We start from the raw sequence: 13,382 nt of genomic DNA, 5'->3' as shown, positions 1-13,382 counted from the left end.
AAAGGTCAGGGCCAGCGTGTAGACTTCTGGGCAATCGATATTTAGAAGGGAAACGCAATGAGCGAGGAAACGATGCGGTTGGGCCGTGAACGGCGCTATCTGGTGTTGCTGGGCGTCATCTGCCTGGCGCTGATCGGTGGCGCGCTGTACATGCAAATTGTTCTGGGTGAGGCGCCATGCCCGCTGTGCATCCTGCAACGTTATGCGTTGCTGCTGATCGCGCTCTTCGCATTCATCGGCGCGGCCATGCGCACCCGCCGCAGCATTACAGTATTTGAAACACTGGTGGTGATCTGCGCCCTGGCAGGCGTCGGGGTGGCCGGGCATCACGTCTTTACCCAGTTCTATCCGGCGGTCAGCTGTGGCATCGATGTACTGCAACCGATAGTTGACGGTTTGCCACTGGCGAAGATCTTCCCGCTGGGCTTCCAGGTCGACGGCTTCTGCTCCACGCCGTACCCGCCGATCCTCGGTCTGTCGCTTGCACAGTGGGCGCTGCTAGCCTTTGTGCTGGTCGTGGTGCTGGTGCCGCTGCTCATTTCGCGTAACCGCAAAGCCCTGCGCTGAAGTCATCCGCCGCAATCGCTGCCACACAAAAAAACGCCCCGGCCCTCGCTGAGGGGGCTGGGGCGTTTTGCATTTCAGGGCACAGGCAAAATGACCTTGATGCGCGACAAGTATGGGTGTGGCACGTGTGCGACATGTTGTCACAGCGGGAGTGTCGCAAGGCATTTCAAGGCGCCGAATTGGTACCGTGTCACGCAACAAAATTGGTCTTTTTCAGCACCTGGCAGCTTCAGTCCAAAAAAACCGTAACAGGCAGTTTTAACAGGCCCCGGCGAATTGCCGAAGCCCTTGTCGCATGGGGGCTTTGGCAGGGTCGAAGGAGGGCGCAGAGCCTTCGATACTGTCTGAACTGCCTGAGGTAGACCTACAATTTTTGGTGTTTTTGTTGAGAATGAATTTCGATACCATGGCGCACTTTTGCAAATACCGTTAATGATTGTTGCTGGAATGGATAAAAATTATTTCGGGATGAGACATGGTTTATAAAACGTTACATATCTACAATCGCCCGCACTGAAATCCCGGCACTGCTCACCCTGACTCAGGTGCATGAGCAGCAATAGGGCGTCGAGAGGCCGAATGGCTTCATGCGACTCCCAGGTGTCGGTGCCTTCCAACTATCCGCACCAAATGGAATTGGTCTGTAACAAGGCCTTTGACCACGAATTCGAATAAGAACGCAACGCTAGCCCAGGATTTGTCGAATAGCGTCTGACGCGCGACGGGCAGCCACTTATTCAATCCAAGAAAAATGCCAACCCTTGGCAGGGTGAAGTGTTGGCGATCAAAACCCAACTGCATTGCGCAAGCTGCTTTAGAGGTCGTGAGATGAGTAAAAACAGGTACCCCAGACTACTAGGCTTATTGCCGCTGATCGGCACGTTGTTGCTGTCAGGCTGCAACATGACCTTGCTCGATCCCAAGGGCCAGGTCGGCCTGGACGAGCGAAACCTGATCATCACCGCAACGCTGCTGATGCTGTTGGTCGTGGTTCCGGTCATCGTCATGACCTTCCTGTTCGCCTGGAAATACCGCGCGTCCAACACCGACGCCGTCTACACGCCGAAATGGTCGCACTCCACCAAGATCGAAATCGCAGTGTGGGCTGTTCCAGTGCTGATCATCATTGCCCTGGGTTATGTCACCTACAAGTCGACCCACGCGCTGGATCCTTACAAGCCGCTGGAATCCGACGTCAAGCCGATCACCATTGAAGTAGTCGCCCTGGACTGGAAGTGGATGTTCATCTACCCGGAACAAGGCATCGCCACCGTCAACAAGATCGTGTTCCCGGCGCACACGCCGATCAACTTCAAGGTGACTTCGGACTCCGTGATGAACTCGTTCTTCATCCCGGCCCTGGGCGGCCAGATCTACGCGATGGCCGGCATGCAGACCAAACTGCACCTGATCGCCAACCAGAACGCTGAAATGGACGGTATCTCCGCCAACTACAGCGGCGCTGGTTTCACCGGCATGAAATTCAAAGCTATCGCCACCTCTCAGGAAGATTTCGACGCCTGGGTCAGCGAAGTCAAAAAGGCACCTAAACAGCTTGAAAAAGCTGAATACGAAGCCCTTTCCAAGCCAAGCCAGAACAACCCAGTCGAGCTCTACTCCTCGGTCACGCCGAACCTGTTCCAGATCATCGTCGACAAGTACGAAGGCATGAATCCGGGCAAGCCGATGCACCACGAGAAGAAAGAGCACGAAATGGCCGCCATGGAAGGGATGGACATGAGTTCGCATTCAGCTGCCGGGGCAGAGGAGTAAACGATGTTTGGTAAATTAAGTTGGGAAGCGGTCCCGTTCCACGAACCGATCGTGATGATAACCATCGCCATGATCGCGCTCGGTGGTCTGGCGCTGTTCGCTGCAATCACCTATTTCAAAAAGTGGACCTACCTGTGGTCCGAGTGGCTGACCTCGGTCGACCACAAGAAAATCGGCGTGATGTACATCGTCGTTGCCATGGTCATGCTGCTGCGCGGTTTTGCCGACGCCATCATGATGCGTACCCAGTTGGCCATGGCCACCGAGGGTTCGCCTGGCTACCTGCCGCCTGAACACTATGACCAGATCTTCACCGCTCACGGTGTGATCATGATCATCTTCATGGCGATGCCATTCTTCACCGGCCTGATGAACCTTGCAGTGCCGCTGCAGATCGGCGCGCGTGACGTTGCCTTCCCGTTCCTGAACTCCCTGAGCTTCTGGCTGCTGGTGTCTGGCGTGGTGCTGATCAACCTGTCCCTGGGTGTTGGCGAATTCGCCAAGACCGGTTGGGTTGCCTATCCGCCGCTGTCGGGCCTGCAATACAGCCCTGGCGTGGGGATGGATTACTACATCTGGGCGCTACAGCTTTCCGGGTTGGGTACGACGCTGACGGGGGTCAACTTCCTGGCCACCGTGCTGAAAATGCGTACCCCGGGCATGAAGATGATGGACATGCCGATCTTCACCTGGACCTGCACCTGGGCCAACGTCCTGATCGTGGCCTCGTTCCCGATCCTGACCGCTACCCTGGCACTGCTGACGCTTGACCGTTACATGGATTTCCACATTTTCACCAATGAACTTGGTGGCAATCCGATGATGTACGTCAACCTGTTCTGGGCCTGGGGTCACCCCGAGGTTTACATCCTGATTCTGCCGGCGTTCGGGATCTTCTCCGAAGTCATCTCGACCTTCACCGGCAAGCGTCTGTTCGGCCACCACTCGATGGTCTACGCATCGGGCGCGATCTCGATCCTGGGCTTCATGGTCTGGCTGCACCACTTCTTCACCATGGGTTCGGGTGCCAGCGTCAACGCCTTCTTCGGTCTGGCGACGATGCTGATTTCGATCCCGACGGGGGTGAAGCTGTTCAACTGGCTGTTCACCATCTACCAGGGCCGTCTGCGTTTCACCAGCCAGGTTCTGTGGACCCTGGGCTTCATGGTGACCTTCGCCATCGGCGGCATGACCGGCGTACTGCTGGCCATCCCGGGTGCGGACTTCGTCCTGCACAACAGCCTGTTCGTGATCGCTCACTTCCACAACGTGATCATCGGCGGCGCGGTATTCGGCTACATCGCAGGCTTCGGCTTCTACTTCCCTAAAGCGTTCGGCTTCAAGCTGCACGAAGGTTGGGGCAAGGCAGCGTTCTGGTTCTGGATCACCGGTTTCTTCGTCGCGTTCATGCCGCTCTATGTACTGGGCTTCATGGGCATGACCCGTCGTCTGAACGCCACCACCAATCCTGAGTGGGTGCCGTACCTGTACGTCGCCATGTTCGGTGCGGTGATGATCGCGGTCGGTATCGCCTGCCAGCTGATTCAGCTGTACGTCAGCGTGCGTGATCGCAACAAGCCGGAAAACATCTGCGATCACGGTGACCCGTGGAATGCCCACACGCTGGAATGGTCGACCTCGTCGCCACCACCGTTCTACAACTTTGCCGTGCTGCCAAAAGCGGACACCATCGATCCGTTCACCGAGGCCAAGGAAAACGGTACCGCGTACAAGGCTCCGGCCCGTTACGAACCGATCCACATGCCAAACAACACCGCGACCGGTGTGGTCATGGGTGCTCTGTTGACCGTGTTCGGTTTCGCGATGATCTGGCACATCTGGTGGTTGGCCATCGTTGGCCTGGTTGGCACCGTGGGCTACTTCGTGATCCACGCTGCCCGCGATGATCAGGGCTATATGGTGCCGGTCGACGTGATCGAGCGCATCGAAGCCGAGCAGCACAAGCGTCTGGTAGCGGCCGGGAAAGTTCCAGCCACCGCCACCCGTGTTGAAACCTCGTTGGAACAGGCTTAAACCATGTCGAACTTAGTGACCACTGCTGGACACGCCCATGGCACGGACCATGGGCACGACGACCATCACCACGACTCGGGCGAGATGACCGTATTCGGTTTCTGGCTCTACCTGATGACCGACTGCATTCTGTTTGCGTCGATCTTCGCGGCGTACGCGGTACTGGTTAACAACGTAGCGGGTGGCCCGTCGGGCCACGACATCTTCGAGCTGCCATACGTACTGGGCGAAACCGCTCTGCTGCTGTTCAGTTCGATCACCTACGGCTTCGCCATGCTGGCGTTGTTCAAGGGCAAGAAGAACCAGGTCCTGGGCTGGCTGGGCATGACCTTCCTGTTCGGTGCCGGCTTCATCGGCATGGAGATCAACGAGTTCCACATGCTGATCTCCGAGGGCTTCGGTCCTAGCCGCAGCGGCTTCCTGTCCGGGTTCTTCACCCTGGTCGGCACCCACGGTCTGCACGTGACCAGCGGTCTGATCTGGATGGCGATCATGATGTACCAGGTGCAGAAAAACGGCCTGACGGCGACCAACAAGACCCGTCTGAGCTGCCTGAGCCTGTTCTGGCACTTCCTGGATGTGGTGTGGATCTGCGTATTCACCGTTGTTTATCTGATGGGGACTATGTAAATGGCTAACGCTCATTCCCACGATAGCCACGACGCCAGCCACGGCAGCGTCAAGTCTTACGCTATCGGTTTCATTCTGTCGGTGATCCTGACGGTCATTCCTTTCGGCCTGGTGATGTACCCATCGCTGCCGAAAGCCCTGACCCTGTGGATCGTACTGGCCTTCGCAGTGATCCAGGTGCTGGTGCACCTGGTGTACTTCCTCCACCTGGACCGCTCCGCTGCCCAGCGTAACAACGTGATCGCGTTTGTCTTCGCTGCACTGGTAATCGTTCTGTTGGTAGGCCTGTCGCTGTGGATCATGTACAGCATCCACACCAACATGATGGCGCACTGAGGAAAGTCCGGATGTCCTTTAAGCACTTTATCCAAATCACCAAACCGGGGATCATTTTCGGTAACGTGCTTTCTGTGGCGGGCGGATTTTTCCTGGCCTCGAAAGGGCATGTCGATCTGGCCATTTTCCTGGCCGCCATGATCGGCACGTCGCTGGTGGTGGCTTCCGGTTGCGTGTTCAACAACTGCATCGACCGCGACATCGACCTGAAGATGGAACGCACCAAAAACCGGGCGCTGGTCCAGGGCTTGATCTCCCTGAAACTGGCCCTGGCTTTTGCGACCGTCCTGGGTGTTTTCGGCGTTGCACTGTTGTACAAAGTGGCCAACCCGTTAGCCGCTTTGTTCGCGGTGATCGGCTTTGTCATCTACGTCGGTTTCTACAGCCTGTACCTCAAGCGCAAGTCGGTTCACGGCACGCTGGTGGGCAGTCTGTCAGGGGCCATGCCGCCGGTGATTGGCTACGTCGCTGTGACGAACAGCTTCGACATGGCCGCACTGACGTTGCTGGTGATGTTCAGCCTGTGGCAGATGCCGCATTCCTACGCCATCGCGATCTTCCGCTTCAACGATTACCTGGCTGCATCGATTCCGGTGTTGCCGGTGAAGCGCGGGATTGAAGTGGCCAAGAAGCACATTCTGCTCTACATCCTGGCGTTCCTCGTGGCGACCTTGATGCTGACCTTCAGCGGCTACGCCGGCATGAGCTACCTCGCCGTCGCCGCGGCCATGGGCATGTACTGGTTGTACATGGCCTGGACCGGCTACAAGGCAGTGGATGACACGGTCTGGGCACGCAAGCTGTTCGTGTTCTCGATCTTCACCATTACCGCGTTGAGCGTGATGATGTCGCTGGACTTTAAAGTGCCGAGTGAGCTGTTGCTGACGTACGCGCCTTAAGCGTCGGATGCTGTAAAGAAAAACCCCGCCTTCGAAAGAAACGCGGGGTTTTTTATTGGGGCGCTGGTGGACCGAGTTGCCCTATTCGCGAGCAGGCACGCTCCCACTGGATCTGCGTTGCCGCGAGTTATGGGTACGACGCTGAACCCCTGTGGGAGCGAGCCTGCTCGCGAAGGCCGCACCGCGGTCTATCAGGAAAACTCAACTATCGAGCAACCGAAAAACCCGTTCCCGCACCTGGCTGTTATCGCTGTGCGCCACGTTGAAACGCAGGAAGTGGCTAGCGTCCGGCGCTTTGCTGAATCTAAGGGACATCAATTTGATCCAGGCTGATTTTCATAGGCCAGCCCCCGAGTCGAGATCTTTGGGCTAATCTGTCAAAAAAATGGATCCAATTTTTGGTCGAGGGGGAGAGATGACTGAACATATGACCTGTGATGAACGATTCATCGCGCTGGCAAAAGAGCTCGGTTACGACATCTACGGTGAGAATACGGCCGGCGGGCATTACGCGTTGTTGGTGCGGCATCACGATGAGCTTTACGTCAGCGGTCTGGTGCCGCGGATGAACGGTGAAATTAAGTATCCGGGCAGGGTAGGCCTGGATCTGACGCTGGCAGATGCACAGAGCGCTGCCAGCATCAGTGCGTTGCGCGGTCTGGCATTGATTGTTGATTCCATCGGTTCGCTGGACAAGATCAAGTCGCTATTGCGCGTCACGGTTTACATAAAGTCCACCGCGGATTTTGTCGATTTGAGCGAAGTGGCCAACGGTGCGTCGGACGTCTTCAGTCACGTACTGGGCGATGCCGGTAAACATACACGAACCACGATCGGCGTTTATCAACTGCCGAAAGACGCAGCCATTGAAGTTGACATGATCGTGGCGATACGGCCATCAACGCTCTAACGATGAACCTGCAGGCAATAGAAAGGCCCGCGCTGAATCTCAGTGCGGGCCTTTTCAGTCATCGACGGCGTGTGTCACTGCGCGGCGATGCTGTACCCATCGAACGCGGTTTGCTGCTGAAGCGCGGTGATGATGTTCTTGCGGTTAACCGCTTGTTCGGCCCCGGCATTGTCCAGGAACGTCTCGCTTTCCAGCTCCGCTTCTTCGCCTTCGCCGACGAAGGTGAAGCCCAGGAACTCCAGCGCTTCACGGTCAACGTTCAGTCGCGAACGCGGGGTGCGCAGCGGCAACGTCACGTTGATACCGTCTTTGCTGATGGTGAACACTTCGACATCTTTCTTGGCGCGAGCAGCCTTGCTTTTGCCACTGCTTGGGTTGCTGATGGCCTGGTGGGTCTGGTTCAGCACTTTCATTGCGAGGCCATAGACCAACTCCTGAAATGCCGGGTCGTCCTTGAAGCTGGAGAGAATCCGGCTGATCGGGAATTTGCTGCTCAAGTCTTCCAGGGCTGCAATGTCGGCAGTCTCGGCGTCTTTGAGTTGCTTGAGTTCGCCCATCAATTCGTAGGCTTTATCGTCGTCGAAGCTGTCGTGAGCCTGGCGAATCGCGGCGCGCAGCTCGCGGATCTGGTCGCTTTCCCGGGTGGACTGGAAAGCGTCCAGGACCATCTCGCTGATGGTCTTGGCCTGGGGCACGTGCTGTGAAAGATTGATGGAGTTTTCGTATTCCGCTTTGGACGACAAGGTGACTACGGATTCAGCGGTATTGGAATCGGACATTGAAATTTCACTACTTCTTTTAACTTGGATTGAGGCGAGAAAGCACAGGGCCTTTTCAGGCCGCCTAATCTATTGGACCGAGGCGGCGTTGTCACGGATGAACAGGCGGCTGGTCATCATTTTTGGTACAGCGGCTTTTAACCGGCGGCTATCTGGGGGCGTTTTGCCTGAAGTGTCAGCAGTAGCCGATAAAACTTCAACGCCCGACCGCTGATCAGTCCACAGACAAAACCGGAAGCCGACGCCTTGAGCAGCAACATCTCAAGGGTGGCGGCCAGCTCCGGGTGAACGTCATCCTGGTAGCCGAAGTAATAGTTCACCGCGAAAAACAGTAGGTAGAGCACCAGGGTTTTTGCTGTGCCCGGCACGATCAGGCCGGTTTGCCGATCATCCAGCTCAATGCCCTTGCGTGGGAAAATCAGCAGCGCCACGAGACTGCCCAGGATAACAGCGCCCAGCCAGCAGCTAACTGATAGCTGCGGATTCAGCGTCAGATTCAGCGAATACAGGGACCAGCCCAGCAAAATCGGCGGCGTGACGAGTAATGAAGTTTTGCTTTCACCCGTCGGGGACAGGGCTTTGACGCCGTAGTAGCACAGCAGCAGAAAAATCGCGTAGACCCACAATGGGGTGTTTTGCAGGGTGTTGAGCATCGCGCAGCGTCCTTGCCGAAATGGGTGTCAGGATATTAGCCGTTGCTGTAGCCCAGGCAGTCGACTATTTCGCCAGTGTATTCAGATTCATCGACCGAACCGCCAATTGCTCGGCCGTTTGCTGATCCACCGGCAACGAAAAGCGGAAAGTCGCACCGCGTCCGGGAACGTCAATCAGCTGGATCTCGCGGCCGTGCAATTGCAGGATCCGGTGCACGATCCGCAACCCCAGTCCGCCGTCACGCCGTGCGCCGCCAATGTTGAACGGGCGCAGGAACAGACCTTCGCGCAGTTCGGCAGTGATGCCGGGGCCGGTGTCGCTGACGGTCACTTCGATAAAAGGTCCTTGAGGGCGCAGGCTGAGCTCGATTTCTCCGCCTGGCGGGGTGTTGCGCAGGGCGTTGTCGAAGAGGTTGGTGAGCACCCGCTCGATCAATCCAAGATCGGCGCAGGCTGCTGAAACATTGGGTGCGAAGGTGGCCTTCAGTTCGACCTGGCGCGCCTCGGCGGTCAGTTCGAACTTTTGGAAAATGTCCTGCACCAGATCCGTCAGAGAGAAACGCTCCAGTATCGGTTGCACGAACCCATGTTCCAGGCGCACCAGTTCCAGCAGCGATTGCGCCAGTCCACCGACCTTGCGGCTTTGATCCAGCGCGATGCCCAGGTAACGGCGGCGGTCGGCGGGAGACAACGTGGCGTCCTTGAGCGACAAGGTTTCCAGGTAACCGTGCAGCGAGGCCAGAGGCGTGCGCAGGTCATGGGATATGTTGGCCACCAGTTCACGGCGTTCCTGATCCTGGCGGGTCAACGAACGCCATTGGTCGCCGAGGCGCGCCTGCATCTGCCGGAAGGTCGCGTCGAGAATGGCAATTTCATCGTGGCTGGCGGCTTTTTCCACCGGGACGGATGCAGGCGGCGTTACCGGAGCCCCATCAATGTCGAACTGGCTGACGGTTTCGGTCAAACGGCGCAAAGGTCGGGTGATGAGGGCGAATGCGGTGAGACCGGCAATCAGGCACAGCAACGCCACCAGCCCGATGGACAACAGCGCGGTATTCAGGGCGGCGCTGGTGGCGCCGCGTTCGGCGAAGCGGTCATGCTCTTCGCTGAGCAGCACCACATAGAGATAGCCCACCGGTTTTCCATTGACCTGCAGTGGCGCGGCGCTGAACACTTTGCGGCCATCCACGCTGCGTGGATCGTCGCCGAGAACCGGCAGGGCATAACCCTTGAGCAGGCGCTGGATCGGCACCAGATCGACCCGCTCCCGGCGTATCCGACCCTCGGGCGCAGCACTGCCGACAATCCGGCCCTCTGTGTCGAGCAGATAGACCTCGACACTGGGATTGACCAGCATCAGTTGGCTGAACAGGTCGCGCACGGCGTCGGGCATCAGGCCTTTGGTGTCCATCAGCACGGTGTCGTGAGCGATGTGCTGGGCCAGATCCCGCGACAGTCCTTGCACCACTTCCAGTTCATGCATCTGGTTGGAGCGCACCTGCATCCATGCCGACGTGCCGCAGCACACCAGCAGCAACGCGGCGAAAACCAGGGACAGGCGCTGAGTCAGGGTCAGTCTCACGGTTGTTCCTCCCTGGCCGCGAATTTGTAGCCTCGTCCCCACACCGTGAGGATGCGCGCCGGTTGTGCCGGATCGGCCTCGATCTTTGCCCGCAGGCGGTTGATGTGAGTGTTGACCGTGTGCTCGTAGCCTTCATGGCTGTAACCCCAGACGGCGTTGAGCAGGTCCATGCGCGAGAACACTTTGCCGGGCTGACGGGCGAAGAAATACAACAGGTCGAACTCCCGTGGCGTGAGGTCGAGGCGGCGACCGTCAAGGGACACATCGCGCGTGATCGGGTCGATGGAGAGGCCGTCCGTGATCAGGCTGCCGGCGTCCATTTTCAGGTTGCGGGCCATGGCGTCGACTCGTCGCAACAGCGCTTTGACCCGGGCCACCAGTTCGAGCATGGAAAAGGGTTTGGCCAGGTAATCGTCGGCGCCAAGTTCGAGCCCGAGAATCCGATGCACTTCGCTGGAGCGCGCACTGGTAATGATGATCGGTGTGTAGCGGGCCATGGAGCGGGCGCGGCGGCAGATTTCCAGGCCGTCGACGCCGGGAAGCATCAGGTCGAGGATCAGTGCGTCCCAGTTACCTTGCTGCAGCCGCCGCATGCCTTCATCGCCATCGGCGCAGTGCACCACCTCGAACTGCTCATCGCGTAGATGCAGGCAGATAAGGTCGGCAATATGCAGGTCGTCCTCGACCACGAGGACGCGTTTGGTCTGTTCCATCAAGCTCAATCCTTCGGTGCAATGAGCGCATTGTGCGGGTTTTCCGGGGCCTGAGTTATCACGAATTGTTTAACTTCTCGTGAGGATTTGGCGATCAACCCAAGCCTAGGCTGTGTTCCATGACAGGCACCTGGATTTTTCGGAGACGACCATGATTTCACGGCGACAGTTTCTCGTAACAAGCGGCGGGCTAGGCGCTGCAGCCCTGGTCATCGGTGTATTGCCAAAATTTACCGCGAGTTCTGCACTGGTCAGTAACGCCAGCGCGGCGGAGGTGTTCGAAGTGACGCACAGTGACAGCGAATGGCGCGCCATGCTCAGCGCCGAGCAGTACGAAATCCTGCGCGAAGAGGGCACTGAGCGGGCCTACAGCAGCCCGCTGAACAACGAGCACCGTGAAGGTACGTTTGCCTGTGCCGGTTGCTACCTGCCGCTGTTTTCTTCCGCGACCAAGTTCGACAGCCGCACCGGTTGGCCGAGCTTCTGGGCACCGCTGGACAAGGCTGTGGCCACTCGACAGGACCGCTCCTTCGGGGTGCTGCGCGAAGAAGTCCACTGCCGGCGTTGTGGCGGTCATCTGGGCCACGTCTTCGACGATGGGCCCAAACCCACCGGTCTGCGTTACTGCATGAACGGCCTGGCGATGACTTTTGTGCCGCAGGCGACTTGATCCGCGGGTACTCCCTTTCACTCAATTTATGCAGGTCGACGTTATGTGGCTTCTAGTCCTCGCTTACCTCGGTGGTGTGCTGACGATTGTCAGCCCGTGCATCCTGCCGGTACTGCCCTTTGTCTTCGCTCGCACCGGGCAGCCGTTCATGAAGAGCGGGTTGCCGCTATTGGCGGGCATGGCGCTGACCTTCGCGCTCGTCGCCTCGTTGGCGGCGGTGGGTGGCGGTTGGGTGGTGCAAGTCAATCAGTACGGTCGCTGGCTCGCGTTGCTGTTCGTTGCACTGTTCGGGCTGACGCTGTTGCTGCCGCGACTGGCCGAGCGCCTGACGCGGCCACTGGTGGCAGCGGGCAGCCGGTTGTCGGAAGCCGCGGGCGCCGATGCCCGGCCGCGTCCCGGCGCTTCGTTCCTGATCGGCGTCGCCACGGGCCTGCTCTGGGCTCCGTGCGCCGGGCCGATTCTGGGGCTGTTGCTGACAGGAGCAGCGTTGCAAGGGGCAAGCATCGCAACCACCTTGTTGTTGCTGGCTTACGCCGCGGGTGCCGCAACCTCCCTCGCCGTGGCGCTACTGCTGGGCGGTAAAGTCTTCGCGGCGATGAAGCGTTCCATCGGCGCTGGCGAGTGGCTGCGTCGAGGTCTGGGCGCCGCAATGCTGGCCGGTGTCGCGGCGATTGCCCTGGGGCTCGACACCGGGATTCTCGCGCGGGTGTCGACGGCGTCCACTGGCGGTATCGAACAGGCGTTGGTGGGACGGCTGGCCGGAAAATCACCGAGCAATAGCGGGGCGATGATGGCGCAGATTCCAGCCTCGGGAAGTGCAATGAAAGTGGCTGACAAAGCGCCGGGCGCACTGCCGATTGAAGGCAACCTTCCACCGCTGGACGGCGCGGTGCAATGGCTCAACTCGCCACCGCTCACAGTGCAGGCCTTGAAGGGCAAAGTCGTGCTGGTGGATTTCTGGACTTACTCCTGCATCAACTGTCTGCGCACACTGCCGTATGTGAAGGCTTGGGCCGAGAAGTACCGCGATCAGGGATTGGTGGTGATTGGTGTCCATGCGCCCGAGTTTGCTTTCGAACGAGACATAGGCAATGTCACCAAAGCGATGAAGGATCTGGGCATCAACTACCCAGTGGCCATCGATAATGACTTCAAGATCTGGCGAGCTTTCAACAACGAATACTGGCCGGCTCACTATTTTGCCGACGCTCAGGGTCGCATTCGTTATCACCACTTTGGCGAAGGCGAGTACGCCGAATCGGAGCGGGTAATCCAGCAACTGCTGCGCGAAGCAGGTGCCGTGAAGGTCGCGGACGGTCTGATCAATGCCAGCGCCGAGGGTGTTCAACTGGCCCCGGACATGAACGAAGTGCAATCACCGGAAACCTATGTCGGCTACCAGCGTGCCGAGCATTTCGTGCCTGAAACCAGCCTGGTGCCGGACAAGGTGTCGGCCTATAGCGCTCCGTCGCAATTGGCACTCAACGACTGGAGCCTGGGCGGTCAATGGAATGTCGGCTCAGAGCGGGCGACTTCAAGCGCCCCGGCCAGTCGCATCGTCTACCGCTTCCATGCCCGCGATCTGCACCTGGTGCTGGGGCCTGGCACTCACGGTAAACCGGTGCGTTTCAAAGTGTTGATTGACGGAAAAGCCCCCGGCGATGCCCACGGTACCGACGTGGCGCCCGACGGCAGCGGCAGCGTGACTGAACAACGCTTGTACCAGTTGGTGCGCCAAAACGGCGGCGTGACGGATCGGACCTTCAGCATCGAGTTTCTCGATCCCGGAGTGTCGGCTTATGCGTTTACGTTCGGTTGATTGTCATTCCATTTATC

General features: G+C 58.5%; 13 protein-coding genes. 9 read left to right on the top strand and 4 right to left on the bottom strand.

The window, feature by feature from the left end; all coding sequences use genetic code 11:
• The first annotated feature begins 57 nt into the window (after positions 1-57).
• The 7 genes from MO767_RS06710 to MO767_RS06680 all read left to right on the top strand — a co-directional run bounded on the left by MO767_RS06710 (position 58) and on the right by MO767_RS06680 (position 7,149).
• Positions 58-567, top strand: a complete 510-nt coding sequence (locus MO767_RS06710) for a disulfide bond formation protein B (protein ID WP_282479889.1) — start codon at positions 58-60, stop codon at positions 565-567.
• Between the two features lie 828 nt (positions 568-1,395).
• A complete protein-coding gene (gene cyoA / locus MO767_RS06705) occupies positions 1,396-2,340 on the top strand; it encodes a ubiquinol oxidase subunit II (protein WP_008147621.1) in 945 nt (314 codons plus the stop codon).
• 3 nt (positions 2,341-2,343) lie between these two features.
• The gene (cyoB, locus tag MO767_RS06700; protein ID WP_282479888.1) at positions 2,344-4,374 is read left to right on the top strand and encodes a cytochrome o ubiquinol oxidase subunit I; all 2,031 of its coding nucleotides are present in this window, start codon (positions 2,344-2,346) and stop codon (positions 4,372-4,374) included.
• Positions 4,375-4,377: 3 nt separating this feature from the next.
• Positions 4,378-5,004 (top strand): cytochrome o ubiquinol oxidase subunit III, encoded by a 627-nt coding sequence (locus MO767_RS06695; RefSeq protein ID WP_008147627.1) that lies wholly within the window; start codon positions 4,378-4,380, stop codon positions 5,002-5,004.
• Positions 5,005-5,340: a cytochrome o ubiquinol oxidase subunit IV gene (gene cyoD, locus MO767_RS06690; protein ID WP_033061037.1), complete on the top strand. Its 336-nt coding sequence runs from the start codon at positions 5,005-5,007 to the stop codon at positions 5,338-5,340.
• Between the two features lie 11 nt (positions 5,341-5,351).
• Entirely contained in the window at positions 5,352-6,239 is an 888-nt protein-coding gene (cyoE, locus tag MO767_RS06685; protein WP_008147631.1) for a heme o synthase, read from the top strand.
• A gap of 415 nt (positions 6,240-6,654) precedes the next feature.
• Positions 6,655-7,149 (top strand): RidA family protein, encoded by a 495-nt coding sequence (locus tag MO767_RS06680; protein ID WP_140683811.1) that lies wholly within the window; start codon positions 6,655-6,657, stop codon positions 7,147-7,149.
• A gap of 74 nt (positions 7,150-7,223) precedes the next feature.
• Here MO767_RS06680 and MO767_RS06675 read toward each other — a convergent pair whose 3' ends face one another.
• The 4 genes from MO767_RS06675 to MO767_RS06660 form a co-directional block, all read right to left on the bottom strand.
• Positions 7,224-7,928 carry a hypothetical protein gene (locus MO767_RS06675; RefSeq protein ID WP_282479887.1) on the bottom strand — a complete coding sequence of 235 codons (705 nt, stop codon included), beginning with the start codon at positions 7,926-7,928 and terminating at the stop codon, positions 7,224-7,226.
• Positions 7,929-8,065: 137 nt separating this feature from the next.
• Positions 8,066-8,581: a hypothetical protein gene (locus MO767_RS06670; protein ID WP_282479886.1), complete on the bottom strand. Its 516-nt coding sequence runs from the start codon at positions 8,579-8,581 to the stop codon at positions 8,066-8,068.
• A 64-nt stretch (positions 8,582-8,645) separates the two neighbouring features.
• Entirely contained in the window at positions 8,646-10,163 is a 1,518-nt protein-coding gene (locus tag MO767_RS06665; protein WP_282479885.1) for a HAMP domain-containing sensor histidine kinase, read from the bottom strand.
• Entirely contained in the window at positions 10,160-10,876 is a 717-nt protein-coding gene (locus MO767_RS06660) for a response regulator transcription factor (RefSeq protein ID WP_282479884.1), read from the bottom strand. The genes MO767_RS06665 and MO767_RS06660 overlap by 4 nt, the downstream gene beginning before the upstream one ends.
• 151 nt (positions 10,877-11,027) lie before the next feature.
• On the opposite strand from MO767_RS06660, the gene msrB reads away from it, so the two are divergent.
• Together msrB and MO767_RS06650 are read left to right on the top strand one after the other, a co-directional pair.
• Positions 11,028-11,546, top strand: a complete 519-nt coding sequence (gene msrB, locus MO767_RS06655; protein ID WP_282479883.1) for a peptide-methionine (R)-S-oxide reductase MsrB — start codon at positions 11,028-11,030, stop codon at positions 11,544-11,546.
• 43 nt (positions 11,547-11,589) lie between these two features.
• Positions 11,590-13,365 (top strand): cytochrome c biogenesis protein DipZ, encoded by a 1,776-nt coding sequence (locus tag MO767_RS06650; RefSeq protein ID WP_282479882.1) that lies wholly within the window; start codon positions 11,590-11,592, stop codon positions 13,363-13,365.
• Positions 13,366-13,382 lie beyond the last annotated feature (17 nt).

This window comes from Pseudomonas sp. UYIF39, assembly GCF_029963765.1.
Classification (GTDB): domain Bacteria; phylum Pseudomonadota; class Gammaproteobacteria; order Pseudomonadales; family Pseudomonadaceae; genus Aquipseudomonas.
This window is presented reverse-complemented; position numbering and strand designations above follow the sequence as displayed.

Bases quoted from the DNA above. Each gene is read 5' to 3' on its own strand.
- MO767_RS06710 (WP_282479889.1), top strand. From the start codon at position 58: ATGAGCGAGGAAACGATGCGGTTGGGCCGTGAACGGCGCTATCTGGTG.
- cyoA (WP_008147621.1), top strand. From the start codon at position 1,396: ATGAGTAAAAACAGGTACCCCAGACTACTAGGCTTATTGCCGCTGATC.
- cyoB (WP_282479888.1), top strand. From the start codon at position 2,344: ATGTTTGGTAAATTAAGTTGGGAAGCGGTCCCGTTCCACGAACCGATC.
- MO767_RS06695 (WP_008147627.1), top strand. From the start codon at position 4,378: ATGTCGAACTTAGTGACCACTGCTGGACACGCCCATGGCACGGACCAT.
- cyoD (WP_033061037.1), top strand. From the start codon at position 5,005: ATGGCTAACGCTCATTCCCACGATAGCCACGACGCCAGCCACGGCAGC.
- cyoE (WP_008147631.1), top strand. From the start codon at position 5,352: ATGTCCTTTAAGCACTTTATCCAAATCACCAAACCGGGGATCATTTTC.
- MO767_RS06680 (WP_140683811.1), top strand. From the start codon at position 6,655: ATGACTGAACATATGACCTGTGATGAACGATTCATCGCGCTGGCAAAA.
- MO767_RS06675 (WP_282479887.1), bottom strand. From the start codon at position 7,928: ATGTCCGATTCCAATACCGCTGAATCCGTAGTCACCTTGTCGTCCAAA.
- MO767_RS06670 (WP_282479886.1), bottom strand. From the start codon at position 8,581: ATGCTCAACACCCTGCAAAACACCCCATTGTGGGTCTACGCGATTTTT.
- MO767_RS06660 (WP_282479884.1), bottom strand. From the start codon at position 10,876: ATGGAACAGACCAAACGCGTCCTCGTGGTCGAGGACGACCTGCATATT.
- msrB (WP_282479883.1), top strand. From the start codon at position 11,028: ATGATTTCACGGCGACAGTTTCTCGTAACAAGCGGCGGGCTAGGCGCT.
- MO767_RS06650 (WP_282479882.1), top strand. From the start codon at position 11,590: ATGTGGCTTCTAGTCCTCGCTTACCTCGGTGGTGTGCTGACGATTGTC.